Genomic DNA, 26,656 nt, shown 5'->3' with positions numbered 1-26,656 from the left:
TCGCGGGCCGGACGTGAGCGGACGCGGCATCGGACGCCCGCGGAAAGCTGGCCAGGACCATGGCGTAGGCATCGACCGTCCGTCCTCCGCAGACCTGGCGCAGCACACCGTGAGCACCAACAGCCTTGGTGTGCAGCTCAGTTGAGGCACAGTCGCGGGCCCAGAAGGGGTTGATGCTGCCATGTCGACGACGCTACGATCTAGACCATGCTCGAAGTCAAGGCGGAACCTGTGCCCGAAGCCGGTCTGGCGATCGGGGAGGCCGCTCGCCGCACCGGCGTCAGCGTGCACACCCTGCGCTATTACGAACGCGTGGGCCTGGTCGTCTCCGCCATCGACCGCACCTCGGGCGGACGACGGCGTTACCACCAGCCCGACCTCCACTGGATTACGGTCTGCACAAAGCTGCGGGCCACTGGCATGCCCATCAGGACCATCCGGCGCTACGCCGAGCTCGTCACCGCAGGCCCCGGCAACGAGCAGGAGCGACTCGCGCTCCTGGAGTCGCACCACGCCAACGTGGCCGCCCAGATCGCCGAGTTGCAGGACAATCTCAAGACCGTCGACCACAAGATCGACGTCTACCGGGGCAGGCTCGCCGCCGGCGACGCCGACCAGCTGTGGGTTCCCACTCCCCTCGCCAACAGGTGACAGCGCAGGGCCTATGACGGGAACGATCCCCGCACTGAGCTATCGGGGTGCCTTGTCGGAGCGGATCGGGGGGCCGAGATGCTCTACCTCAAACCAGAAATCCGGGCGGGGGACATCGGGGTCGCTCGACTCCGCGTTGAAAATGTTCTCCAGGCCGCCAGGGGTGGACACGGTCAGTCCTGCGACGGGCTCGGCACCTGCGTTGGCGAAGGAGTGCGGGGTATTGCGCGGCATCCAGGCCAACTGGCGCGGGCCAAGGGTGAAGCGCTCGTCGCCGATCTGGAACTCCACCTTGCCCTGCAAGATGTAGAACGCTTCGTCGAAGTTGTGCGCGTGCAGGCCGGGTCCAGACTGCCACGGAGCGAGGTGCCACTCAAGGAGGCTGAACCGGCCGTCGGTGTCACTGGCCACGAGTTTGAAGGCAGTGTCGAACGCGGTACCGCCGGCGTCCTCCGGGCTGGCGGTATCCGGCCGAGCCTGCGACGACTCCAGCACAAATGGTTTCGATAGTTGCACGATTACCTCATCGGCGTAGGTGAGTCGGTGGTCGAACGCTTCACGACCTGCTGTTGCGCCGCCGGTTCCGCGGTGGGGGTGATTCCCCTTCCAGGAAGCGCCGGCTGCCGGCACCACGATTCCTTCGGCGGCAGGTGCGCGCCGAAACGTGCCTCCGCCCTCCACCCGTAACCGACGGGCGCATCGCGACGCCGGCCCGGTGAAGGTCGGCGACAGATCATGCAATGCCGGCGCGGACGAAAGCGCGTATCGCGTCGTTTGTCTCCCATGGTGCGGGCCAGCATTAGAGCGCAGCTCAAGCGCAGCTAACCCGTGCGCCGACGAGGCCTCGTTCCGGGGGCGGCATACGGGCGCGTGCGAGGGGACAAGAGAGGGCCTGCCGGTGGCCTGCAGCCGAGTGCGGACAGGGATCCAGATCAGATCCATCTGGTGATAGCGGCTGGTAGCGGCGCCGACCGACCGGGGGGCGCGCGGATCTCGACTGCAACTTGATTTCGAGCGCGCTCGAAATTGTAGCGTCGCCGTCATGAGTCCTTCAACGCAACCCAAGCGCGAGCCAGTTCAGCGCAGACGGGTGCGGCGAGGGGCGGCGCGCTGTGAGGCACCGACCCACCGTGGTTCTGCAAACCCTCCAGCAGGTCACCGCCCGGGGCGCGTCGGTGCTCCTCCGGTGCCGTTTCCACCCGATTCGCCTGCCAGCGATGCGCTTTGAGGAAGCGTCGCTCGCGTTCATCAATAGCACTCCGATTGGATGGGACCCCCATGCCAGAGCTCAGCCGACGGCATCGACTCCTAGTGCTCACGATCTGCTGCGCCAGCATGATCGTCGTGGTCATGGACATCTCTATCGTCAACGTCGCGCTGCCGGCCATCCGCACCGATCTGGACGCCTCGGTGTCCAGCCTCCAGTGGACTGTCGACGCGTACACCCTGGTACTGGCGAGCTTCCTCCTGCTCTCCGGGTCAACCGCAGACCGGATCGGCCGCAAACGCATCTTCCTGGTCGGCCTGGCCATTTTCGGTGTCGGCTCGCTGTTGTGCGGCCTGGCGCCAAGCATCGGCTGGCTGATCGCGGCCCGCGCGGTGCAGGCCGTCGGCGGCACGATGCTCAACCCGGTGGCGATGGCCATCATCGCCACCACGTTCCCTGATCCAAAGGAGCGGGCCAGGGCAATCGGTGTGTTCGGCTCGATGTCCGGCCTGTCCCTGGCGCTCGGCCCGATCCTCGGCGGCGCCCTGGTCGACGCCTTCAACTGGCGCTCGATCTTCTGGATCAACGTGCCGATTGTGGCCGTCGCGTTGGTGTTCACCGCGCTGTACGTACCCGAGTCTCGCGCCCCCCGGGCACGACGGATCGACCCGGTGGGCCAGTTGTTGGTGACCGTCGTACTGGGCGCCCTCGTCTACGCCGTCATCGACTCCCACGAGCAGGGCTGGGGCTCGCCGATCATCCTCGCCCTGCTCGCCGTCGTCGTCATCGCCACGCTGGGCATCATCGCCTACGAGCCACGCCGCGCCGACCCGCTGCTGGAGCTGCGGCTGTTCCGCAGCATGCCGTTCAGCTCGGCGATCCTCATGGCCTTCTTCGGCCTGTGCGCCTTCGGCTCGTTCCTGTTCGTGACCACCCTCTACCTCCAAGAGGTGCGCGGCATGTCGGCATTGCGAGCCGGCCTGTGCCTGCTCCCGATCGGGGCCCTGATCGTGCTCCTCTCGCCGCGCACCGGCCGGTTCGTAGGCGCCCATGGCCCTCGCGTGCCGTTGCTGGTCTCCGGGACCGCGCTGGCTGCGGGTGGCGCCGTGTCGCTCATGCTGGGCCCGGCCACTCCCCTGCCTGCCGTGCTCGCGATCTACCTGCTCTTCGGCGTCTTCCAGGGCACCCTCAACCCGCCCATCACCAACACGGCGATCTCCGGTATGCCCCGCTCGATGGCCGGTGTGGCCACCTCGCTGGCCTCGGCAGGTCGGCAGACCGGCACCACCCTGGGCGTCGCGATCGCCGGAACGATCGTCGGAACGTCAGTGGCGAACGGCGGGAGCACGTACACCCACGCGGAGCACGGCGTGTGGTGGCTGCTGCTCGGCCTTGGCATCGGCATCGTGGCCCTGGCACTGATCAGCACCGGAAGCTGGGCCCGCAAGACCGCCCAGGAGGCTGCCGCCCTGTTTGAGGAGGTGGACCGGGGCGCAGCACCGCAGCAGCCCGCCGTCCGCCTCTGATCACGGCGCATGTGAAGCCGAACGCAGGGTCGTCGTCCGGAAGCTGGGACTGACCTTCCAGACAACGACCCCCGGCGCGGCCCGGCAGCGCCCCACGTCCCCTACGAAGGCGCGGGTCACAACCTTCCGCACCCCGTTTTAGCCCAAGACCGGGAAGTCGGGACTTGCGTTTTAGCCGAGTTCAAGCACCGCTCCAACGCCGGGCCGCACCATCGAATTCAGGATTTCCACCGGCCGGAATTTCCACCGGACCGGACCGCCAGGACCGAGGAGCAGTCAGTGAGCGAGGGAAGTCCCTCCGACCCATTCGTTGGTGTATGCCCCCGCCCTGGTCTCGAAGCCGGTGACGTGTTGTAACGGAATGCTCCAGACAAGCCATAGCCCGAAGGGACCGGTGCAATGACCGCAGAATCCACGCTCGCACGATTCACCGAATACATGGCAGGGCCCGCGAGGTTCATGAATATGGTGAGCCTGCACGAACTCGGCCTCATCTCCGCGCTCCGGGAGAACCCCGGCCTGACCGCGGCCCAGGTCGCCGACACCATCGGTGCCACGCCGGATGCCGTCGAACAGCTCCTGCTCCTGCCGGTCAAGGAGGGCTTGGTCAGGTACGACGACAGCTCTGGCGGCTACACCCTGGACCGGCTCGCAGAAGTACCCGAGGGCGACCTCCAGCGCGTCTACACCCTCATGAACATGATCAAGGTGGTCATGCTCCGGCAGGTGTACTACCTCAGCGACAGCGTCCGGACCGGCTCGCTCGTCGGGCTCAAGGAGCTCTACGGGTTCGACGGCAACTTGTACGAGGCCGTGGCCGAGCACAAGGACCTGCGCGAGTCCTGGGCGACACTCATGGACAACGTCACCGCGCACATCGACCCCTGGTTCTTCGACAACATCGACATGCCCTCGGGCGCGCGGGTGCTCGACCTCGCCGGCAACACCGGCCTGGGGGCGGTCCTGACCTACCGCTCGAAAATCGCGCCCGGCCTCCACGTGACCACTTTCGACCTCCCCGAGAAGGAAGCGGAGTGCCTGGAGAACTTCAAGACCCACGGTGTGGAAGAGCATTGCTCCTTCATCGGAGGTGACGTCTTCGCCAGCGTCCCCAAGGGCTTCGACGTCGTACAGATCAAGCACTTCCTGGACATGTTCGACAAGGCGGAGGTGTTCAAGATATTGAAGGGGGTGAACCGTTCGTTGGAGGTCGGCGGTCAGGTCAACATCCTGGTGCCGGTTTACCCCGAGGCCCCACGGGAGTCCAGCGCCGTCGACATCGACTTCTTCCCCGCCTTCTTCCTCGGCTGCACCATGGGCCAGGGCGGGCCCCAGAAGATGTCGGCCTACCGGAGCTGGCTGGAAGAGTGCGGCTTCGAGGTCACGAAGACGGTCGCCCAGGATCCCGCCAAGCTCCTGCCGGGCACCTTCGTCGTACATGGCATCCTGAGCGCGACGAAGGTCGCCTGACACGACCCGGCCCCGCCGGTCCGGATCGGCGTCCATCTGCGGCCGGCCCGGAGGGGGCGCCGGACTACGCCGCCTGGCGCGCGGCGGCCCTCCGGGCCGCCGAGGATCTCGGCGCCGACGCCATCCGCCCCGACGTCGACCGCGACCGGAAGACTGCGCCTGCCGAGAATGTCATCCATGCAGACCAGGAGCGTCTGCGACGGTGCGGCAGGATGATTTCGTGTTGCTTCGTCTCGCCTACCTGACCGTCACCAACCTGTTCGCCGCGCTCCGATTGCTACCGATGAGCGACCGCGACAAGGACACGGAGATCCTCGCCCTGCGCCACCAGATCACCGTCCTGGAGCGACAACTCGGCACGGACCGAATCAAGTTCACCCCCGCGGACCGGGCGTTCCTCGCCGCTCTACTGATCCTGTGGGTGCCGAATATTACGTCGGTGCAGTTCAGCCCTGCTATCGCGCCGACGACAGCGGTCGGCAATGATCACTGCCCATGCTCGTACGCCTGGCCTGCATCGCCGTCTCCCACACCTTCACCGCCCTGCGGCTGATCCCGATGAGCGACCACGACAAGGACGTCGAGATCCTCGCGCTGCGTCACCAACTCACCGTCCTGCAACGCCGACTCGGCAACCAACGCCCCGGATTCCAGAAGGCCGACCGCGTTCCTGGCCGCTCTCCGCACCCCGTTGCCACGAACTGCCCTGCGCCGGCTACGGCTCATCGTCTCCCCGGACACTGTCCTGCGCTGGCACCGTGACTTCATGAATAGCCGTCACGTCCATCTCAGCCGCAACCCGCGCCCCGGCCGCCCCCGTACGGTCGCTTCCGTCCGCCGCCTCATACTCCGCCTCGCCGAGGAGAACCCGAACTGGGGCTACCGGCGTATCCACGGCGAACTCGCGCTCCCCGGCGTCAAACTGGCGCCCTCCACCGTCTGGGAAATCCTCAAGGCCGAAGGCATCGATCCTGCGTCCCAGCGCTCGAACGTCACCTGGGCCACATTCCTGCGCTCCCAGGCCGAAGCCATACTCGCGATGGACTTCATCGAGACCATCACCCTCACCGGGCAGCGTCAGTACATCCTCGCCGCCATCCACCATGCCCGCCGAGGCCTCCGTGTACTCGGCACCACCGCGCACCCCACCCACGCCTGGGTCGCCCAGGCGATCAAGAACCTGGTCATGGATCTCGAAGACGCCGGACAGCTCACCGCCATCAAGTTCATGATCCGCGACCGCGACGCGAAATACCCCGTCGTCATCGACGAGATCCTTTCTCAGGCCGGAATCCGCACCGTACTCACCGCCGTCCGCACGCCACGCATGAACTCAATCATGGAACGGTGGGCTCGCAGCCTGCGCCGTGAAGTCCTCGACCGCGCTCTGCTCTGGAACGAATCCCACCTGCGGCGAGCGCTCCGCGAGTACGAACAGCATTACAACCATCACCGCACCCACCGCACACTGCAGGCCGCCGCCCCTCTCCGAGTTGTGCCGGAACCGCTCAACCCACCACAGATCGAGCATCTTCGCGTTCGCCGACACGATCGCCTCGGCGGCGTACTCCACGAGTACCGACACGCTCCCTGACCTGCATGGACGTAATTATCGGCACGCACAGTGCCGCTGGGCGAACATGCCGGGGGGCGTCACATAGTTGGCCCACCCCAGGTCATGCGTACGATCTCCGGCTTCGAAAAGCCCGGGCCCGCCGGAGATCAGTACCAGGTTCCGCGCGGATGACCGCGGCTGACCGAGCGAGTTGCACAGATACATGCCCGACACCCCCCTTCCAGGCCTCCAGCCTGGAAGAGCCACCAGTCCGCAGCCAGGGCCGGCGGTACAGCCTTCCGTCCAGGCGAAGGCCCCCATCCGTTGTCATCGGGTCGATTGCGCTGGAGGATGGATGGCGTTCCCGAAACGCGCGCATTCGGGACGGTCCGGGGGGGGAACCATGACGGACGTCAAGGCCGCTGCGTCACCGGCCGACAACAAAGTGGTCCAGAGCTTGGGAGAGATCCAGGTCGAGGTACGCCCCGGCGCACAGCAAGCCGGGAACCTGACCTCGGGCCCACTGATCCAGCGCTTTCAGGATCGCGCCAGTGAACTGGGCACATCCATCGGGTCCGTAGCCGAGCGCCTTCGCACCTCGCTGGAGGAACACCTGACCGCCGATCCGGCCTCCGACTGGGCACTCGGCGAGGTGGTCCTGCAGTTCTCGCTGAGCCTGGAGGCGGAGAGCGGTGTGCTGATCTCGAAGGTATCCAGCGGCGCCACCTTCCAGGTATCGCTCACCTGGTCCCGTGACACCAATCAGCCATGAGCCTGCCGGCCGTCGGCCAACTCATAGGGGCCCAAGGCCCGTGCGGCACAGCCTTCGCCGTCGACTCACACACCTTGCTCACCTGCTGGCACTGCCTCACTGACAACAACGGGGCACTCCTCCGAGAGCAGTTCTGCGTACGGCTGGGAGCGGACACTGTCCTGACTGGCGTGAAGTACAACAGTCACGATCCTTTCCTCGACATAGCTCTTCTCGGCCTGGCCCCGGAGGACCCGCTGCCCGACGACTGGCACCCGCTGCCGCTCGGGAGTGCGGCGAACGCACAGAAAGGGGCACGTGTGGAGGCCCTCGGCTGGGCCCTGCACAATCCGTCGACGACCGCACCGCAGACCATGCCGGCCAAGGTGGCCGTCGAGCGTACGGCGATCCAGGACGGCCGACCGGCCATGCAGCTCTTCTCCGCGGAGGTCGGTTTCGGACTGCGCCCCAGGGGCTTCAGCGGGGCGCCGGTCCTCGCCGACACCCTCGCCGGCCAGGTGGCTGTCGGCATCATCCGCTGGATGCAGCCGGACGAGGCCGACTCCGAGCACGCAGTGGGCGGCACCGTCTACGCATGCCCCACGGCGGACATCATCGGCTGCTGGCCCCAACTGGCACGCTCCCTCGATCCCGTAGAGGCACTTGAAGCGCTGGCCGGGGAAACGGGCACCCCTGGTCGCAATCTCGTCATCAACTTCTTCGACACCCACCTCAACGGCCCTGATGGCAAGCTCCCGTTCGCCGGACGGCAAGCCGAACTCACAGCCCTGGACTCCTGGCTCGCGGACCCGGACGCCTCCGCCTACCACTTGGTCATCGGCAGCGCTGGCACGGGGAAGAGCACCCTGCTCACCCGGTGGGCCGAGAGTGTCGCCCAGCGACTGGACCCGGCGCTGCACACCGTATTCTTCCCGTTCAGCCTGCGTTACGAGACGGCTGGAGCCCACTCGGTGCTCCAGGCTCTGGTGCACCGGATAGCCCGGGTGCACGGGTACGTTCACAATCCCACCGAGAGTCCGCGGGACGCCCTGGCCGGACTCCTTTCCCGCCCCGCTCCCCACGGAACGACCCTGCTGGTGGTGATCGACGCACTGGACGAGGTCAACGGCTGGCTGTCCGACCAGCCATACCCGCTGCTCCTGCCACACCAGCCCGGCGACCACGTCCGCATCCTGCTCTCCGCACGCCGCACCCGCGGGCTGCCCTCCGCCGAGGACTGGTTCAACGTTCTCGATGTCCGTCCCGACGGCGCTTCGATCCTGCTGGCTGAACTGGGAGACGACGCGGTCACCGAACTACTGCGGCAGGCCGTCTCCGACCGTGACGGGGTGAGCGCCGAGGTCCTCGCGTCCGCCGCACCCCACCTTCTGCGGCTCACCCGGGGAGATCCGGTGACCACAGCCCTGTATCTCCAGGATCTGCGACGGCTGCCGGGCCAGGACCTGGAACAGTGGATCTCGCAACTGCGCCACACCCGCCCGGGACTTGAGGGATTCCTGGACCGCTGGTGGCGGGAGCAGAACCGGCTCTGGGACCACAAGGAACCCGGCCTCGTCGACGATGCGAGGTGCCTGTTCAGCGTCCTGGCTCTCGCTCACGGGCCGGTATCGCTGGGGGAACTGCGGCTGCTGGCCGGCAGGGTGCTCGACAGGAAGGTGAGCGGGGATCGGCTGACGGCAGCGTTGACCCTTCTCGACCGCTTCACCCTGCCCGGCTCCGAGGAAGCGTCCGTCGCTCTCGCCCACCCCCTGCTGGCCCATCTGCGGACACGACAACTGCGGTACACCGAGGAGCTGGACGAGTACCGGGGCGCATACACCGGCTGGGGCCGCCAGACTCTCGACGCCCTCTGGTCGGGCGACCTCGCGCCCGCGCGTGTACCCGGCTACCTGACCCGGCACCTCGCCGAGCATCTGATACCCGAACCGGAGCCCGACACCGAGCCGCACAGGGACGACGCACCCGAGTACTTCACCGATGCCATGCGGCTCGTACATCCACGGTGGCGGCAGGTACGGGAGGGAACCGCCGACGACATCGACGGCTACCGCCGGGACGTGGCGCGGGTATCCGCAGCCGCCCGCGGCGTCGACAACGAGGCGTTCTCAGCGGGCCGGAGTCTGCCTCGCCTCCCCGAGCAGGTCATGTGCGCCGCCGCCCTGGCAGGCGAACGTACAGCCCTCTCCGACGAGATGACGCCGGAGCTCGCCGCCCAACTCGTGCGACACGACCTCTGGCGGCCGGGCCGGGCCCTGACGTATCTGGAGGGTTTTCGGGAACTGCGGCGCTACGCCTGCGTGACGGGCATCGCGCACATGGCTCCCTCCACGAAGGAAAAGGATCTGCCGCGCCTGCGTCGCCTGCTGGAGCGCCTGGACCGGGAGGATCGGCAAGAACTCGCCGAAGCCACGGCCGCGTACGCACGTCGCGCATTGGAACTCGGGCATTCACTGGAAGCCGTGTCGGCGGCCGATTGGCTGGCCGAGCACATCCCCGGGCCGCCGCCTCCGCCGGTGGACCCACACGCGCCCGGCGCGCTGACGCCCGCACCTACGGAGCACCCGGCCCGCGCCTTCGTCCGCGTCTGGACGCTGGCCGAACTGATTCCGCTGCTTCCCGAGCCACTTGCCTGTACCGCTTTCTCCGCCGCCTTGCGGGAGATCCACCACAGGGACGGCCTCGATTACCCTGCCTGTCACCTGACGCGCCATGTCACTCGGCAGCAGGCCGAGCGACTATGGCCACCCACGTCGTACGACAATCTCCCGGAGTGGGTCAGAGCCACCTACAGCAAGGCCGTTCTCGACGCGTACTCCGATCAGCCCGGTGGCCCCTACGGGCCGGGCCAGACACTGGCCGCAATACTCGACCGGCGGAACGATGGCACCGTACCCTTCGCCAAAGCCAGCCGGCGACCCCCTGCCGGCGGACTGAACGGCGAGGCGTACGTGGCGGCCGCCCGGTGGCTCGGGGACAGGGTGCAGCAGCAGGCACTCAGGCTGGCGCTGTCCACCGGAAACGAACAAGGGGCCGACTTCGCACAGCATGGCCAGGTGCTGGCCGAGATGCACTACGACGGGCTGATGAGCGTCGTACCCTCACGCTACGCGCCATGGGCGGCCGAGCAGGTGTCGAACCGCATGAGCGAGGCCGAGCGGACCCGAGCGCTCATCCAGCTACTTCCCGCCTTGGAGGGAGAGGAGCGGAGGAAGCGGGCGGACGAGGTCTTCGCGACGCTGGATCGCTTCTCCCGTGAGCGCTGGCCCTTCGGCGCCCAGACCTGGGACATCATGTTCATCTACTCCCCCGCGTTCGCGGCCGCCGGTTACATCGGCCGCATTCTGGACCTCATCGAGACAGGGGCCCTCGATCCGAACGACGGCTGGATCGCGGGCATCGCCCCCCTGCTGAAGCCGGATGAGACCGAACGGGCGCTCACGCTCACCGCCCCCGATCCCGAGCGCCGTGAGAGTTACCCTCCGCGCCGGTACGTCCTGGCCCAACTGGCCTCCTTCGGCCGACAGGAGGCGGCTCGTGCCCTGGACCTCGTCTACGAACAGACCGATTCCCAGCACCTGCCCGATGAGTTGCGTCGGCTCCTGAAACGCTACCTACCCGAACCCGACCGCCAGCCGAACGGCCGGGCCAGGTACGCAGAGGTCTGGTGGGAGAAGGAGATCGGCTGGCCCGGAGTCGTACCTGTGTACGCCAGCGGAGTGCGACGCTGCCCGGTCCGGCCAGAACTGTCGCAGGATCCGGACGAGGACAAAGGGGTGCGCACACCACAGAACTTGCTCGACCGCGCCTATCAGATGGCCCGGGCCGTGACAGACGCGGGCGTACCAGCCCTTCTGGAACTGGCGGAAGGATTCACGGACCCGTGGACGCGCCTCACTCTGTTGGCGAGCGGTACACATCTACCGCCGGGGAGCGGTTACGACACGATCGTCGGCGAAGTACTGACAGTCCTGCGCGAGCTGCAGCAAGAGACTCTGAGCTCGGAAGACTCGCCACACGATGACGGCTTCCCCGAAGGGTGTCCGTGGCTGATCCGCGGCACGGGTTCCTGGGCGCCTTTCTTCGCCCGACTGCTGTCACCTCGCGCCCGACCCGTGGTCAAGGAATTGCTCTTCGACGGCGGCTTCCTCGACGGCGTCGAGCGCACCCACTACGGCATGTGGGGTGACGACGAACATCAGCGCATCGACGACTGGGCGTACCGCCTCCAGCCCCTGACACCGTTACTGGATCTCACCGAGCTGAACGCGCTGCTGGACATCAAGGACCGCATCCGCTCGAGAACCACACGCAAGTCGTTCGAAGCGGCCCTCGCCGGCTGCTACGCGACACTGGGCGCGTACGAGAGGGCGTTCGAGCTGGCGCAAGGGCTCGCCTGGGAGTCCGACATCCTGTACCGGAGCGCGCTGGCCGACATCGCCGTCGTCATCCCCGCCGAGCAGATTCCCCAGTGGACATCAGCGGTCCACGCCGTCTTCGAGGATCCGATGGCGCGCGGCCCGATGTGGTCGGTGATCAATGACCGCTTGTCGGAGCTGGGACGAAGCGATTTGTGGCGGATGGTCGACCACTGGACGAACGAGGCCCGGAACGACAGCGCCTTGGGTGTCTACGCCGACACCCTCCTCTACCGCGACGCGATAGCCCATTTGGGAGGCGCCGACGAACCGCGCCGCTTGCTCGACCTGATCGACGGATCCCCTGCGAGGAACGACTAATCCTTCAGGACGGGCAGTAGCGCCCGAGCTCAACGTGTGGGTGCTCAAAACTCGGCTCCACCTGCTGACCTGGCCTTGCGGTCAAGTCGAGGCAGGGCGAAATCCTGAGACATGGCTCTGCGACTGCTGTACCTGACCTTCCTGAAAGTCCTGGGATGGATTGCGCTGCTGGCACGATCGGAGGCCACCAAGAACGCGGAGATACTCATACTCCGACATCAACTCTGCGCCCGGCGAAATCTGCGCCTGCCGAAAATGTCATCCACGCAGATCAGGAGCATCATCGACGGTGCGGCAAGACGATTTCGTGTTGCTTCGTCTCGCCTACCTGACCGTCACCAACGTGTTCGCCGCCCTGCGATTGCTACCGATGAGCGACCGCGACAAGGACACGGAGATAATCGCCCTACGTCACCAGATCACCGTCCTGGAGCGACAACTCGGCACGGACCGAATCAAGTCCACTCCCGCGGACCGGGCGTTCCTCGCCGCTCTGCTGATCCCCCTGCCACACCAGGCCCTGCGTCGACTCCGGTTACTGGTCCGGCCAGACACGGTGCTGCGCTGGCATCGCGACCTGATGAAGCGGCGCCACGCCCGCACCTGCCGGCCCAAGAAGCCCGGTCGACCACCCACGCTCCACTCGATCCGGAGACTGGTCCTGCGCCTGGTCCGTGAGAACCCGGCGCGGGGTTACCGCAGGGTGCACGGCGAACTCGCCACCCTCGGAATCAAGGTCGCGGCCTCCACCGTCTGGGAGATCCTCACCTCCAAGGGCATCGACCCCGCGCCCGACCGGAACGCCACCACCTGGGCCGATTTCCTGCGCTCGCAGGCCGACGTTCTGCTGGCCTGCGACTTCATCGAGACCGTGACTCTGACCGGCCGACGCCAGTACATCCTCACGGTCATCGAGCACGCCACCCGCCGCATCCGAATCCTCGGCACCACAGCCCACCCCACCGCGGCATGGGTGACCCAGGCCGCCCGAAACCTGGCCATGGACCTCACAGACGCACAGGCCACCCACGCGTACCTGATCCGCGACCGGGACGCGAAATACCCCGCCCTCTTCGACGACATCCTGACCAACGCCGGAATCCAGGTCGCGCGCACCGGCATCCGGATACCGCGCATGAACGCCATCATGGAACGCTGGGTCCAGACCTGCCGCCACGAACTGCTGGACCGCACCCTCATCTTCAACGAGCACCACCTACGCCACGCGCTTCACCAGTTCGAACTGCACTACAACCACCACCGGCCCCACCAAGCGATAGACCAGTCGGCACCCCTGCGCGCCGTTCCCGCACCACTCCCCCGCACACAGATCACCCACCTCGACGTACGCCGAAGAGACCGCCTCGGCGGAGTGCTACACGAGTACCAACATTCCGCCTGAGCGCCGCGGATGGGGTTTTCGGCAGGCGCAGCTACGTGCGGCGGCTTGACGCACGGAGCATAGCGCTCAGACGAAGCGTTCACTATAGGCGCGAATCCTCCGACACCGCTTCCGTATGGCTCCTTTCAATCAGCTAGGTGCCGCTGCAAGTCAATGTGGCGGAATTGGTACACCGCTCCCGCCTGTCGCAGCACGCCCCGATATTCGTGGGCGTCGGCAAGGAAAGACATTAGATCACGCGGGAGTTTCCGGCGAATCGCCAGATAGTAACGGGCGACAACAAACGGGCCCCAGGCGGTGGCGGAGAAGGCGACGGACAATCCGACCCAGAAGCCGCTGCTGAGACCCACCACCAAGCCAAGCACAGGTATCCCTGCGAGCATCGCCCCCGGCCCGATTCCGACCCCAATACCGATCGCCAGGGTGAGTCTCCAAAATACCCGGCGATCCCGGACCCACTGGACCTTCGGGCCAACGTCCAGGGCCCGATCCGCGGAGCCAACACGTAACCCTGAGGCTGCGCCGAGCCCCAGTGCCACCATGACAACCGCTGCGGCAGGTGCACCCATCCTGGCGGTCAGGAGTGCCAAACTTACGCTCACGATGATCCAGGGCCATTCCCAAACCCAACGAATCTTGGTGGCTGGTGGCCGACCTCTTGACTCGAAAGTGAGCCAGAGCGGCAATGTGAGACAGAATCCGAGGATAATTCCTCCCACGAGCGAGGCCAAAGCCGTTCCGAGCTTGACGCCCATACTGGCGTCCGTGTAGATGGCCGTGAAGGTCGCGATTCCGCCCCCCGCCAACAAGCCGATTATCCAGGTAAGCAGTTGGGGAATTCCAGTGGATAGCGCCCGGTGGAGTTGCCACCAGGAAAAGTCGGGTGTGCCATGCAGGGTGTATTCCAAGTGATGCGCAAGAAAGGTCAACGCGGTTTCCGCCTGACGCGAAGTCCAACGGCAAGGGTAGCTCGGATGCGGCCGGTAGGCAGCAGGGATGAATGCAGAGAACAGTTGAGCCTCCACTGCGGCTCGGGTGGGAAAGCGCAACGTGTCGCAGAGTTCCCCGGGAGACGGCAGGCCCTCTGCGCGCTCACCGGGGCGTGGGTTGTAGATGGTTCGAGCAAGGAAGAGCATCAAAGGTGTGCCGAGTGCCTCTCCCACAGGCGTTGGCGTCCCCACACGTGCAGCAACCGCGGCCCAGCGATGAACTCCGTGGGTCGTGCCGCCCGCGTCGCGGTGCACGTATGGGATGGCTATGTCGGCGGAGAGGGGGCACAGTTCAATCCCGGCAGCCCCAGCCAGCCTCACCGGCACGCCGGAGGCCGGACGCAGCACGTCGCGGTACTCGACGACTCGGCTGGAGAGCACCAAGGACTGCCCTAGCGGCAGAGCACGGTTGATAGCAACGAGGGCGGCACCGCGGATGGCAAAGGGTAGCTCGTCGAAGCCATCCAGGATCGGCACGATCAGATGGTGGTCGAGCAAGGCACGAGCACGGTTGATCCGCCCGTAGGGGGACGGAGCTGGTCCAGCCAAGCTGCTGTAGTCCGCAGCAAGCCTGCCAGCCATCCACGCATACAGATCCTGGTGGACCGGATCCCACGATGCCAGCGAGAAAAGTACCGGGACCGGCCGATGCCCGTCGGCAGGCGCGCCTATGACGCGTTGGGCGAGCAGACCCAGCAGGAGCCGCAGGAGCAATACGGTCTTGCCGGCGCCAGGTGGACCAAGCACCAGCAGTCGCCGGGTCGGGACCTTGTGGGTGAACAGATGGGTGATTTGAGCTCCTGCCCCGGCCAGTTCTTCTGGCGTTTCAGCCCAGTCCACAGAGTCGTTGGTCGGCCCTCCGGGCCAATCGGCAGCTATCCGCCGCAACAGCGGCAACGTCTCGACCAGGTCATCAGAAGCGCTTTCCCAGGACACGGCGAGCGGATAAGGGTCGTTGAGCTGACGTACCCGCGCTTCGGCCTCCCACTGTTGCCGGACGGCCAAGGCCAGCTGCTCGGCGACCCCTTCCAACGATTGCTCCGACGCCCGCTGAGCGCTCGCCCTGAAAGTCACCCAGGACAGGAACAGCGGTGCCAAAGTAGGCAGCAAGGACACTGCGGTGGCTGCGGCTCCCAGGGAGAAGCGGTTGGCGAGCCATAAGGCGGCAACCACCCCACCTAACGCCAACATCAGGTACATTCCACCCACACGCCGCGTATCCCCCATGCCCGCCATCATCCCGCGGGATAACGACCTCAACCATCCCCCTGCGCGATCCGCATGCCGACTCTCGATATGCGCAGGCAAAAAGGAATGTCCTTGAACGCCGTCAGGGCGCGACGCTAACGCCCGGCCTCGGTGGATCTCCGCAGTCCACGACGAGCGGAGGAGAATCTCATGGCCTGGAACAGCATGCCGTGGTTCACCGAGGGCGGCGCGGAGCACTCCAGCGAGGTGGCCCGTCTCCTCGCTCCGGCTCGGCACACCCCGGCTGGGCCGCAAGCGCTCCCGCCCGGGGCATGCTCTGGCGCATCGCCTCCGTCCGCGACCTGCCCTCGTGGAAGCGACCCGTCTGCGCAGCCTGACCGGCGCCGCAGTGGGCACCGCCATCGTGCATCTGATCGACGACGAAGGCGTCACCCAGTCCAGCATCGCCGACGCGCTGGGTCTGCACCGCTCCTACATCAGCACCAAGAACAAGAACTTCCGGGCCACGGGCCTGTGGCCCCAACGAGGCACAGCCACCAGACACTCAGCTCAGGCCGTCCGCAGGCGGCCCGAAAGCGGGGGCACCGCGAGCTTGCGCGAACCGGCACCGCTGAGACACCGACTGTCGTACGGATCGAACTTAGATCGGTGTCCGCGAGGGACCATCCCCGCACGTGCGGGGATGGTTCCGGCTCCCCTCGTCGAACGGCCGCACCACACGAGCCACTCCGTCTAGCAGCCTGCTAGTGCAGGACTTGGCCGACTCGAGCCAAAGCTTGTTCCCGCGACGGTGTGGGAAGCAGGGCTGGTCACGGCTCTACGCCACGCCTCCTTCTGACCAGCCTCCGCCTTCCTACAGCCTCCGTGAGCCTCCGCTGCCGCGCTTGAGTGAGCGCTGCCAGCGGTCTTCGAGCACTTTGAGAATTCGGGTGTTGATCTTGTGGGCGACGTGGGAGTAGATGTCGTCGATTTCGTTGTTCATGGCGTGGCCGAGGCGGCGGGCCTGGGCGACGTCGGGGATGTTGTCCTCGATGAGCCAGGTTTTGTGGGAGTGGCGCAGGCCGTGGAAGGTCAGGCCGGGCTTGATCGGCTTCCACACGGTGTCGTCGGGGAAGGTGCAGCCGGCGACGGCCGGTGCCCAGTAGCGGCGTTGAGTGGTGGAGCGGCGCAGGAGTTTGCCGGTGACGGTAGTGAAGACGTGGTCTCGGCGGTGGGCGGCGAGGTCCTGGGTGAGGAGCGTGGTGAGGAAGGGGGGCAGCGTGACGGTGCGGACCGAGGCGGCGGTTTTGGGCGGGCCGTAGGTGTGGTGGCCGTTGATCTCGTGGAGGGCCCCATGGTCGGGGTGGACGCTGAGAGTTGCGGCGTCGAGGTCGACGGCGTCGCGGCGCAGGCCGGTGAGTTCGCCCCAGCGCATGCCCGTGTAGGCGGCGGTGATGATCAGCAGGCCGAGGTTGGCGCTGCCGAGGTGGGTGATGCGGCGGGCGATGTCCAGGACGTGGTACTCGTCGCACCAGGCGGCTTCTTCATGGCGGGTGCGGCCGCGCTGGCGGGGGATGCGCACGGGGTTGACCGGGATGAGGCGTTCGAGGACAGCCGCGGAGAGGATGAGGCTGAGGAGTTTGCCGATCGCGGCGACGGTGGTCGGCTTGTAGCGGGCTCGTAGGTGCTTGAGCCAGGTAATGACGGCGGTGGGGGTGATCTCGTCGAGCGGCATGTCGCCCCAGGCGGGCAGGAGATGGTTCTTCAGCAGGCTCTGGTATCCGGCGGCGGTGTTCGGGCCGACTTCGAGGCTGGCGGACCAGGACTTGGTCCACTGCGCGAACGTCGTCATCTGAGCCGAGGCGGCTGACCCGGACACGGTGGAGCGGGGAACGTGGGTGGCCTCGCTGCCCCGTGGCTCGGGAAGGTCGATGGGCTCAGGGCTGGGGATTTCGGGCGCGGCCACCTCGCCTACGGGGGCGGAAGGTTGGGGCAGTTGTGCCGCGTCGGGGGTCGAGGTGCGGGGCGATGCGTGAGGCTCGTTGAAGTTGTCCGCGCACCGGCTCGCGTCGTCGCGGTTGTCGAAGGTGGCAGCAGTGGCTGCTCTGCCCGATTCCGCCCAGTAGCGGACTCGCCATCGGTTACCTCGGCGTTCAACCCAGGCCATGGGACTACCTCCTTGGAGAGTGCGAGGACGCCCCCGTCGGGAACGTCGGGGAGCGCCACCCGCCGGTGCAGATGGGGCGGGCCGGTCCATGGACGCTCGGTGCCGGGTGAAGCGGAACCCGCCATCGGCGAACGGGGCGCACCTCGACCCGAACGGGTGGCGTTATGACGAGTCGGTGGGCTGCGCAGCGGGCGGATGCTGACCGGCGTGCACGAGCGCGTGCAGATCAGCGGTCGAGAAGCGCAGGTGACGACCGATACGGGTGTGCGCGATGGCGTCGGCCGCCGCCCTCTTACGGAGCCAGGAAGCGGGCACCTGCAGCAGATGGGCGGCTTGCTCGGGGGTGTACAGGCGCGGCACGCCGACCTCTGCGTCAGGGCCCGGGTAGCCGGAATCACTGCCGGTCTGCACTTGGCCGGGCGCGACTGCCGCCTCGTCGGGGTTGGAACTTTGGTCTTGCCCGGCGTCGGCTCCTGGCGGGGTTGTCATGGGTGGGGAGGTGCGGGATCCAGCTTCGTGTTCCGGGACGGAAGCGTTGCTGAGAACGGGTGGAGCCTCTGAGGCGGCCATCGTGGGCGGTTCCCCCGTCCGGGCGGGGATCGGCTTCTTGCGAGCGCGTTTCCCAGGACGGTGTGGTTCACCTGATGCTGGGTTGGCGGGTGTACGGCGAGTGGCGGGCTGCTGCAGTTGGTCAGCCGGTGACAGCCCCAGGATGTTGTGCAGGTCTTCGGGCTTGGGGGGGGGGGGGGGGGGGGGGGGGGGGGGGGGGGGGGGGGGTGGGGGAAGCACCCAGGGGTGTGGGGGGTTTTTTTGGTTTGGGGGGGGTGGCTCGCCCCCCCCCCCGCGGCTCGCTGACCGTTGACGCCGGTGCTGGAAGGTTCTGCACCGCGCGGTACCGCGGCGCTCTTTCGGCTGCTCCGCCCGGGCCGGCTCATCGTTCGCCTTGCGGCCGAGTGCGCAGCCCGACGGCAGGCGCCCAACTCTGCGCCTGCCGAAAACGTCATCCATGCAGATCAGGAGCCTCATCGACGGTGCGGCAAGATAATTTCGTGCTGCTTCGTCTCGCCTACCTGACCGTCACCAACATGTTCGCCGCGCTGCGGCTGCTACCAATGAGCGACCGCTGCAAGTATGCGGAGATCCTCTCCCTACGCCATCAACTCACCGTCCTGGAACGGCAGCTCGGGGCGGACTGGATCAAGCTCACTGCGGAAGACCGGGCATTCTTTGCCGCTCTGCTGGCACCACTCCCCCGTCAGGTTCTGCGCCGACTACGGCTACTGGTCCGGCCCGACACCGTGCTGCGCTGGCACCGCGGCCTGATCAAACGGCGCCACGCCCGCACGTGCCGACCGAAGAGGCCAGGCCGACCGCCCACAGCCCGCTCAATCCGCGTGCTGATCCTGCGCCTGGTCCGGGAGAACCCATCCTGGGGCTACCGCCGAGTGCACGGCGAACTCGCCACCCTCGGCATCCAGATCGCCGCCTACACCGTCTGGGGGATCCTCACGTCCGAGGGCATCGGCCCCGCGCCCGACCGAGCCGCCACCACCTGGGCCAACTTCCTGCGCTCCCAGGCCGATGCCCTCATGGCCTGCGACTTCATTGAGACCGTCACCTTGACCGGGCAGCGTCAGTACATCCTCGCCGTCATCGAACACGCCACCCGCCGCGTCCGGATCCTCGGCACTACCGCACACCCCACCGCAGCCTGGGTCAGCCAAGCCGCCCGCAACCTGGCCATGGACCTGACGGACGCCAACGCCACCCACGCGTACCTGATCCGGGACCGGGACGCGAAATACCCCGCCCTCTTCGACGAAATCCTGTGCACCGCAGGCATCCAGATCATGCGCACCGGCATACGCATACCCCGCGCATGAACGCGATCATGGAACGCTGGGTCCAGACCTGCCGCCACGAACTCCTGGACCGCACCCTCATCTGGAACGAACGCCATCTACGCCACGCGCTCCACCAATTCGAACTGCACTACAACACCCACCGGCCCCACCAAGCGATAGACCAGACAGCCCCCCTACGCGCTGCCCCCGCACCGCTCCCCCACGCACAGATCACCCAACTGAAAGTGCGCCGGAGAGACCGCCTCGGCGGAGTCCACCACGAGTACCACCATGCCGCCTGAACTGCACGGATGGAGTTCTCGGCAGGCGCAAAGACGCCGCACCCACTCGGAGCATCTCTATACGGCGCCCTACAGACGCCAACGGCCACTTGCGCCGCGACAAGGGGCCCCACAGGAGCAGTCACCCCGAACCGGTACCCCCCTCCGACCTGCACCGCATCTCGCTACCGCGTTCAACCTCTCGATGACGCGTGCACCGAGACGTCGAGTCCACGCAGTCATGGGGTCGGGAAAGCCGTCAAGGGGTCGAGTGGGAGCACGGCCCCATGACGAGTATTCAGACAAGGGGGCGAACAACGTGGCCCTTGCCCCATACACCAGACCAGCCAGCGGAACTGCTCCCTGGGAGCAACCGGATCGGGTGACCAGCCGTCCACCCCCGGTTGACGTCGCTCCCAGACTCCCGCTCCCTGGGAGCGCAGGGAGCGGCGTCCCGCTCCCAGAATTGCTCCCAAACACGAAGTAGAGGCCACCCGAAGATGGCCCCTACCTGCGACGTTTCCGTCGGGACGACAGGATTTGAACCTGCGACCCCTTGACCCCCAGTCAAGTGCGCTACCAAGCTGCGCCACGTCCCGATGCGCGTGTCTCGCGGTGTTCTGCGTGATCGCGCAAACAGAACTTTACCCCACGTTCGGGAGTGGTCCGCGCCCCCTCCCTGGCGGTCGGCGAGGGACAATCGGCTTATGAGTAGTGCACCTCGACCCGATGAACGTGGCCGTGACCGTGACGACGAAGGGCGGGCCCGTAACGCGCGGCCGCGTGATGGGCTCGGGCGGCCGTTGGCGTACGGCACTGAAGGGGTGGAGCGGCAGCCTGAAGGGGTTACCCGTACGCCCGAGGAGACGGTCACTCAGGCGCAGGCCCTGCTCGACGCGGGGCGGCCCTTTCATGCGCATGAGGTCTTCGAAGATGCCTGGAAGTCGGGGCCCGAGGACGAGCGTGACCTGTGGAAAGGGCTCGCGCAGTTGGCTGTTGGGCTGACCCACTCGGCCCGCGGCAACCTCACCGGCGGGGCGCGGCTGCTGCTCAGGGGAGCGGGTGCTATCGGCGCGGGGAAGTGGGGGGAGCGGCCGTACGGGATCGATCTGGATGGACTCGTGGTGTGGGCGCGGCAGTTGGCGGAGTCGCTGGATGGGGGCGGGCCGAATGTGGATGCCGCCGAGCACGCGCCACGGCTGCGTGGGGACGGGGACGGGGACGGCAGGGGCAGGGGCAACGGCAGCGGCAGCGGCAGCGGCAGCGAGTGACTCTGCGGGCCGGGGGGCATGGGTGGCATGGGTGGCATGGGTGGCATGCGGTACCTCGCCTGGTCAGGGCTTAGCGCACCCCAGTACCCCCGTACCGCAGACTCTCGGCGTGCGGAAGATCCATGTCATCGGTATCGGCGCTGGCGACCCCGGCCAATTGACCCTGCAAGCCGTCAAGGATCTGGAAAGCACCGACGTGTTCTTCATCCTCGACAAGGGGGAGGAAAAGGACAATCTCGTCCAGCTGCGACGTGATCTCCCCGACGCGCACTGCGAGCCCACCAGGCCGACCGGGCCTACCGGGCCGACCGGGCCGACCGGGCCGACCGGGCCGACGGTGCTTACCGCGTGGTCGAGGTTCGGGAGCCCGTGCGCGATCGCGCGGCGAGCTGTGCGGACTACTCCCCCGCGTCGGGGACTGGCGCAGCCGTCGGGCGGACATCTATGAGCGGCTGATCGGCGACGAGCAGGGTGCTGACGAGTGCGGCGCGTTTCTCGTGAGGGGGGGCAGCCCCGCGCTGTACGACAGCACCCTCGGGATTTTGGGGAGGTCCTCGAGCGGGGGCACGTGGCCTTCTCGTACGTTGTCGTGCCCGGTGTCAGCAGTGTCTCCTCCCTTGCCGCCACGCACCGCATCGGCCTGAACCGCGTCGCGCGTCCCGTGCAGATCACGACCGGGCTCCGTCTTGCCGACCGCGGTTTTCCCGATGGTGTCGATGATGTCGTGGTCACGCTCGATGCCCAGCAGGCCTTCCGGCAGTACCAGGGTGGGGAGGGCGGGGAAGGCAGGGAAAGCGGCGACATTTACCTCTACTGGGGTGCCTCTATCGGGACCGCCGACGAGATCCTCGTATCCGGGCCGCTGGACGAAGCCGCTCCCCGTATCGAGGCCCTCCGGGCCCAGGCACGCGAGCGCAAGTTGTGGATCATGGATACCTGTCTGTTGCGCCGCGATCCGGAGGACTGAATCCGGAGCACTGAGAGACAGGGGGCGATCGGACGGCGGCGCCCGTCACCGGACCGGACCGGCCCCGCATGCACTGGTCCCCGCGCGGTGTGAGGGTGACCGTGTGACCACCACCGCCGAGCCCGCCGCCGAGGCCCCAGCTCAGGGGCCGCCCGTCCTGGACAAGCGCCGCCGCAACATCGTCTTCGTGACGATCATGCTGGGGATGCTGCTCGCCGCCCTCGACCAGACCATCGTGGGCACCGCGCTGCCCACGATCGTGGCGGATCTGGGCGGTGCCGAGCACATGTCGTGGGTCGTGACGTCCTATCTGCTCGCGGAGACCGTCGCCACCGTACTTGTGGGGAAGTTCGGCGATCTCTTCGGACGGAAGATCGTTTTTCAGGTCTCGGCGGTCGTCTTCATCACCGGCTCATTTCTGTGCGGCCTGTCGACGAACATGACGCTGCTCATCGCCTGGCGCGCCCTTCAGGGCATCGGCGCGGGCGGTCTGATGGTGACCTCGATGGCGTTGATCGCCGATGTCATCCCGCTGCGCGAGCGCGGCAAGTACCAGGGTGCGATCGGGGCCGTGTTCGGCGTCGCCACCGTCATCGGGCCGCTTCTCGGCGGGCTCTTCACCGACCATCTGACCTGGCGCTGGGCCTTCTACGTCAACGTACCCATCGCGATCGTCGTGGTGATCGCCGCGGCCCGGAACATTCCCGTCGTGAAGTCCGCGGTGCGTCCCGTCATCGACTATCTCGGCATCGCGTTCGTGGCGATCGGCGCGAGCGCGCTGATTCTGGCGACGAGTTGGGGCGGCAACCAGTACGCGTGGGGTTCGGGCACCATCATCGCGCTGTTCGTCGGCGGTGCGATCGCGCTCGCGCTGTTCTGCGTGGTCGAGACGCGGGCCGCCGAACCGATGCTTCCGATGCGCCTCTTCGCCAACCCCGTCTTCACGGTCTGCTCGATCCTCAGCTTCATCGTGGGCTTCGCGATGCTCGGCGCCATGACGTTCCTGCCGACCTATCTGCAGTACGTGGACGGGGACTCGGCCACCATCTCGGGCGTGCGGACGCTGCCCATGGTGGTCGGGCTGCTCATCGCGTCCGTCTTCAGCGGCAACGTGGTGAGCAAGACCGGGAAGTACCGGATCTTTCCCATCGTGGGTGCTCTGGTGATGGCGCTCGGGCTTTATCTGCTCTCTCTCATGGGCGCTGAGACCGGCACTTGGCTCGAGTCGCTGTACATGTTCGTCCTTGGCAGCGGTATCGGGCTCTGCATGCAGGTCCTGACGATCGCCGTGCAGAACACCGTCGTCTACTCCGACCTGGGGACCGCGACCTCCGGAGTGACCTTCTTCCGCACGCTCGGCAGCTCCTTCGGCACCGCCGTCTTCGGCACCATCTACGCCAATACGCTGAAGCCGAATCTGGCGGACGGGGTCGCCGCGGCGGCCGAGGCCGGGGGCGCGGATCCCGCTGTCGTGGCCAAGGCCGCGCAGAGTCCGCAAGGGCTGCACAGTCTTCCCGCCGAAGCGGCCGCGCCCGTCATCAAGGCTTACGCCGACACGCTGCACACCGTGTTCCTGTGGACAGTGCCCGTGGCGCTGCTCGGGTTCGTGGTGGCTCTCTTCCTCAAGCAGGTGCAGCTGCGGGACAGCGCGCGGATGAGTTCCTCGGACATGGGCGAGGGCTTCGCGTCACCGACGTCGGGCGGCAGCCCGGACCGGGTGCTCGAACTGGCGGTCGGCAACATCATCCGCAGTACCGGTATGGACACCGCGCGCCGTGTCATCCGCGATTCCGACACCCGGCTCGACATCGCGGGAGCGTGGGCCGTCATGCAGGTCTCGCTCTTCGACCGGATGGTCGGTCACGCGAGTCTGGGGCTCATCGCGGCCCGGCGTCAGCTGCCGTCCGAAGTTCTGGTGCCGGTCTTCAACCGGATGGTCGAGGAGGGCTTCCTCACCCGCTCCGGCCTGCTCTTCTCGCACACCCCCGCGGGTGAACGCGAGGCCGACGTGATCGGCAAGGCGTGGGCGAGATGGCTGGGCGAGCAGGTGGAGAAGGACAGCGGCCGTCCTGCGGACCAGGACCTCGTCAAGGCGGTCGACGCGATCGCGAAGCGGCTTCTCGTGGAGGATCTGGAGCACGGTCTGGCTCCCGAGGCGATGCAGGCGGTCCCGGCGGGGCAGTCAGTCCCGTTGAGCAAGGCCTAGGGCTGCCGCCGGCCGCGCCCCGCCGTCAGCGCAGGAGCAGCTGGAGTCCGCCGAGCACCGTGGCTCCGATCACCAGCTGCTCGAAGAGGCGTTGATTGATGCGGTGCACGGCCGCCTTGCCGATGAGGGCGCCCGGGACGACGAAGAGCACGAGCGCCGCGTCGAGCAGCAGCGAGTGCGCGTCGATCAGGCCGAGGCCCACGCTGAACGGCACCTTGGAGGTGTTGACGATGAGGAAGAACCACGCCGACGTCCCCAGGAAGCTCAGTTTCCGGAAGCCCGCGGAGAGTAGATACATCGACATCACCGGGCCGCCCGCGTTGGCGACCATGGTGGTGAAGCCGCCGAGCACGCCGTAGGAAGGCGCCTTCAGGCGGGCGCCGCGCGTGGGGCGTGAGGGTTCCGCCTCGTCGGCTGTGGAGGTCCGGCGGCGCCACAGCGTCACCGCCGCCATCAGCAGCAGGATCGCCCCGATCGACGTACGGACCGCGGCGTCATCGGCCCACATCAGGAAGACCGTGCCCACCACCACGCCGCCCGCGACGGCGGGGAACAGGCGCCACAAGGTGGGCCAGTGGGCGTGTCTGCGGTAGGTGAGGACGGCCAGTACGTCGCCCGCGATGAGGATCGGCAGCAGAACTCCGGTCGATTCACGGGCGGGCAGGACAGCGGCGAACACCGCGAGGCTGACCGTGTTGGCCCCGCTGACGGCGGTCTTCGAGAAGCCGACGAGCACCGCGGCTGCGGCGAGCGCGGCGAATTCCCAGAGAGATACATCGAGCGATACATCGAGAGATATGTCCATGCCAGGAACAGATGCTAGGCCCAACTGTCTCCGGGCCGTCAGGGGCGGCCACATCCTGGATGCCCGTGACGACCACCGGCCTAAGCCCTGCTGTAAGTGACGCGCAGTTCCCGCTTGAGGATCTTCATGCTGGGGCCGAGCGGCAGCTCGCCGGTGAACTCCACGCGGCGCGGGTACTTGTGGCGGCCCAGGTGTTCCTTGGACCACTCGGTGATCTGCGCGGCGTCGGGCGCGGAGCCCGGCGCCGCGACGACGACGGCGCAGATCTCCTCGCCGTGCACGTCGTCGGGCAGGCCGATCACGGCGACGTGCGCGACGTCCGGGTGGCGCATGAGGACCTCCTCGACCTCGCGCGGGTAGACATTGAAGCCGCCGCGGATGATGACGTCCTTCTTGCGGTCGACGATGGCCAGGAACCCGTCGGCGTCCTTGGTGCCGAGGTCCCCGGTGCGGAACCAGCCGTCGACGACGGCCTCGGCGGTCGCCTCCGGGCGTCCCAGGTAGCCGGAGAAGACGTTGTGGCCCCGGACCACGACCTCGCCGAGCTCCCCCGTGGGCAGCAGCTCGATGCGGTCTTCCACCTCGGCGCGGGCTATCTCCACGTCCACGCCCCACAGCGGGTGACCGATGCTGCCCGCCCTGGTGCCGAAGACCGGCTGATTCGCGGAGGCGGTGGGCGAGGTCTCGGAGAGCCCGTACCCCTCGTAGACCGGTACGCCGAAGGCCTCCTCGAAACGCTCCATCACGGCGACGGGCAGCGAGGCGCCGCCGGAGACCGCGAGCCGCAGCGTGGGCAGCCCGGGGATCGCGGCCGCGGCGGCCACGAGGTTCACGTACATCGTCGGCACCCCGTGGAAGGTGTTGACGCCCTCCGCAGCCATCAGCTCGATGGCCCGCGCGGCGTCGAAACGCGGCAGCAGTACGAGCGTCGCGCCCGCGCGCCAGGTGGCGTTCATGGAGACGGTCTGGCCGAACGCGTGGAAGAGCGGGAGAGCGCCGAGGGCGATGTCGTCGCCCCGCACGTCGTGGGCGTCGAAGGCGCAGACCGTCGCGTTCATCACCAGGTTGAGGTGGCTGAGCACGGCGCCCTTGGGGACGCCCGTGGTGCCGCTGGTGTAGAAGACGACGGCGGGGTCGTCGGCCTCGCGCGTGACGTAGCTGGGGAGTGGCTCGACCGCGCCCGCCAGGGTCTCGAGCTCGCCGCCCCCGCCGAGGGTCAGCATCCGTACGCCGGTGGCGGCGGCAGCGGCCTTGCCCGTCTCGGCCTGCGCCGGGTGGCACAGCAGCAGGGTGGCTCCGCTGTCCCTCAGGACGTGCTCGACCTCTCCGGCGGAGAGGAGGAGGTGTACGGGGACGACGACGCCGCCCGCGGCGAGGATCGCGTAGTAGGCGCGCGGGAACTCCGCGGTGTTGGGCGCCATCAGGGCCACCTTGTCCCCCGGCCCGACCCCGAGCCCCACGAGCGCCGCCGCCTGCGCACGGGCCTGCGCCCACAACTCCCGGAAGGTGAGCCGCAGTTCACCCTCGACCAGGGCGGTGCGGTCCGGTCGGCGACGGGCGGGCTCGGCGAGGATCGCGGCGAGGGACAGCGTGGCCATGAGTGGTGCTCCGTTTCCTTG

At 67.4% G+C, this 26,656-nt stretch carries 18 protein-coding genes, 1 tRNA gene and 2 pseudogenes; 14 read left to right on the top strand and 7 right to left on the bottom strand.

The features are described from left to right. The first annotated feature begins 207 nt into the window (after window positions 1-207). Window positions 208-651 carry a MerR family transcriptional regulator gene (locus ACZ5CR_RS04730; RefSeq protein ID WP_468853531.1) on the top strand — a complete coding sequence of 148 codons (444 nt, stop codon included), beginning with the start codon at window positions 208-210 and terminating at the stop codon, window positions 649-651. 39 nt (window positions 652-690) lie between these two features. On the opposite strand, the gene ACZ5CR_RS04725 is transcribed toward ACZ5CR_RS04730, so the two are convergent. Continuing rightward, complete coding sequence (locus ACZ5CR_RS04725) at window positions 691-1,284, bottom strand: cupin domain-containing protein (protein ID WP_468853530.1); 594 nt, start codon at window positions 1,282-1,284, stop codon at window positions 691-693. A gap of 645 nt (window positions 1,285-1,929) precedes the next feature. Here ACZ5CR_RS04725 and ACZ5CR_RS04720 point away from each other — a divergent pair. From ACZ5CR_RS04720 to ACZ5CR_RS04685, 8 genes are all read left to right on the top strand, one after another. Beyond that, a complete protein-coding gene (locus ACZ5CR_RS04720; protein WP_468853528.1) occupies window positions 1,930-3,384 on the top strand; it encodes an MFS transporter in 1,455 nt (484 codons plus the stop codon). Window positions 3,385-3,783: 399 nt separating this feature from the next. Beyond that, window positions 3,784-4,854 (top strand): methyltransferase, encoded by a 1,071-nt coding sequence (locus ACZ5CR_RS04715; RefSeq protein WP_468853526.1) that lies wholly within the window; start codon window positions 3,784-3,786, stop codon window positions 4,852-4,854. Window positions 4,855-5,074: 220 nt separating this feature from the next. Then, entirely contained in the window at window positions 5,075-5,407 is a 333-nt protein-coding gene (locus ACZ5CR_RS04710; RefSeq protein ID WP_468853524.1) for a hypothetical protein, read from the top strand. Beyond that, the gene (locus tag ACZ5CR_RS04705; RefSeq protein ID WP_468853521.1) at window positions 5,350-5,616 is read left to right on the top strand and encodes a hypothetical protein; all 267 of its coding nucleotides are present in this window, start codon (window positions 5,350-5,352) and stop codon (window positions 5,614-5,616) included. Before ACZ5CR_RS04710 ends, ACZ5CR_RS04705 begins: the two co-directional genes overlap by 58 nt. Before the next feature lie 4 nt (window positions 5,617-5,620). After that, the gene (locus ACZ5CR_RS04700) at window positions 5,621-6,448 is read left to right on the top strand and encodes an integrase core domain-containing protein (RefSeq protein WP_468853519.1); all 828 of its coding nucleotides are present in this window, start codon (window positions 5,621-5,623) and stop codon (window positions 6,446-6,448) included. Between the two features lie 364 nt (window positions 6,449-6,812). Then, window positions 6,813-7,181: a CU044_2847 family protein gene (locus ACZ5CR_RS04695; protein ID WP_468853517.1), complete on the top strand. Its 369-nt coding sequence runs from the start codon at window positions 6,813-6,815 to the stop codon at window positions 7,179-7,181. Beyond that, window positions 7,178-11,917, top strand: coding sequence for an AAA family ATPase (locus tag ACZ5CR_RS04690; RefSeq protein WP_468853515.1), 4,740 nt, complete (start codon window positions 7,178-7,180; stop codon window positions 11,915-11,917). The genes ACZ5CR_RS04695 and ACZ5CR_RS04690 overlap by 4 nt, the downstream gene beginning before the upstream one ends. Window positions 11,918-12,224: 307 nt before the next feature. Then, window positions 12,225-13,319 (top strand): integrase core domain-containing protein, encoded by a 1,095-nt coding sequence (locus ACZ5CR_RS04685; RefSeq protein WP_468853898.1) that lies wholly within the window; start codon window positions 12,225-12,227, stop codon window positions 13,317-13,319. Window positions 13,320-13,444: 125 nt separating this feature from the next. Here the strand turns inward: ACZ5CR_RS04685 and ACZ5CR_RS04680 are convergent, their stop codons facing one another. Further along, window positions 13,445-15,535: an NACHT domain-containing protein gene (locus tag ACZ5CR_RS04680; RefSeq protein WP_468853513.1), complete on the bottom strand. Its 2,091-nt coding sequence runs from the start codon at window positions 15,533-15,535 to the stop codon at window positions 13,445-13,447. 331 nt (window positions 15,536-15,866) lie between these two features. Here ACZ5CR_RS04680 and ACZ5CR_RS04675 point away from each other — a divergent pair, with 331 nt between their 5' ends. Continuing rightward, complete coding sequence (locus ACZ5CR_RS04675) at window positions 15,867-16,253, top strand: hypothetical protein (RefSeq protein WP_468853511.1); 387 nt, start codon at window positions 15,867-15,869, stop codon at window positions 16,251-16,253. A 117-nt stretch (window positions 16,254-16,370) separates the two neighbouring features. Here the strand turns inward: ACZ5CR_RS04675 and ACZ5CR_RS04670 are convergent, their stop codons facing one another. Together ACZ5CR_RS04670 and ACZ5CR_RS04665 are read right to left on the bottom strand one after the other, a co-directional pair. Next, window positions 16,371-17,663 (bottom strand): tyrosine-type recombinase/integrase, encoded by a 1,293-nt coding sequence (locus ACZ5CR_RS04670; protein ID WP_468853509.1) that lies wholly within the window; start codon window positions 17,661-17,663, stop codon window positions 16,371-16,373. A 162-nt stretch (window positions 17,664-17,825) separates the two neighbouring features. Continuing rightward, window positions 17,826-18,152, bottom strand: a complete 327-nt coding sequence (locus tag ACZ5CR_RS04665) for a helix-turn-helix domain-containing protein (protein WP_468853508.1) — start codon at window positions 18,150-18,152, stop codon at window positions 17,826-17,828. A gap of 560 nt (window positions 18,153-18,712) precedes the next feature. Between ACZ5CR_RS04665 and ACZ5CR_RS04660 the strand changes: the two are divergent. Further along, window positions 18,713-19,809: pseudogene (locus ACZ5CR_RS04660) on the top strand (integrase core domain-containing protein). A gap of 504 nt (window positions 19,810-20,313) precedes the next feature. Here ACZ5CR_RS04660 and ACZ5CR_RS04655 read toward each other — a convergent pair. Beyond that, window positions 20,314-20,387, bottom strand: a tRNA-Pro gene (locus tag ACZ5CR_RS04655). 108 nt (window positions 20,388-20,495) lie between these two features. On the opposite strand from ACZ5CR_RS04655, the gene ACZ5CR_RS04650 reads away from it, so the two are divergent. The 3 genes and pseudogenes from ACZ5CR_RS04650 (at window position 20,496) to ACZ5CR_RS04640 (ending at window position 24,232) form a co-directional block, all read left to right on the top strand. Continuing rightward, window positions 20,496-21,059 (top strand): DUF309 domain-containing protein, encoded by a 564-nt coding sequence (locus tag ACZ5CR_RS04650; protein WP_468853505.1) that lies wholly within the window; start codon window positions 20,496-20,498, stop codon window positions 21,057-21,059. A 109-nt stretch (window positions 21,060-21,168) separates the two neighbouring features. Continuing rightward, window positions 21,169-22,026, top strand: a pseudogene (gene cobF, locus ACZ5CR_RS04645) (precorrin-6A synthase (deacetylating)). A gap of 103 nt (window positions 22,027-22,129) precedes the next feature. Then, the gene (locus tag ACZ5CR_RS04640) at window positions 22,130-24,232 is read left to right on the top strand and encodes an MDR family MFS transporter (protein WP_468853504.1); all 2,103 of its coding nucleotides are present in this window, start codon (window positions 22,130-22,132) and stop codon (window positions 24,230-24,232) included. A gap of 25 nt (window positions 24,233-24,257) precedes the next feature. On the opposite strand, the gene ACZ5CR_RS04635 is transcribed toward ACZ5CR_RS04640, so the two are convergent. Together ACZ5CR_RS04635 and ACZ5CR_RS04630 are read right to left on the bottom strand one after the other, a co-directional pair. After that, window positions 24,258-25,037 (bottom strand): sulfite exporter TauE/SafE family protein, encoded by a 780-nt coding sequence (locus tag ACZ5CR_RS04635; RefSeq protein ID WP_468853502.1) that lies wholly within the window; start codon window positions 25,035-25,037, stop codon window positions 24,258-24,260. Window positions 25,038-25,117: 80 nt separating this feature from the next. Beyond that, window positions 25,118-26,635: a long-chain-fatty-acid--CoA ligase gene (locus ACZ5CR_RS04630; protein ID WP_468853500.1), complete on the bottom strand. Its 1,518-nt coding sequence runs from the start codon at window positions 26,633-26,635 to the stop codon at window positions 25,118-25,120. Window positions 26,636-26,656 lie beyond the last annotated feature (21 nt).

This window comes from Streptomyces sp. NPDC031274, from assembly GCF_055570235.1.
Note: the sequence above shows the minus strand (reverse complement) of the source record. Positions and strands in the feature narration are given on the sequence as shown.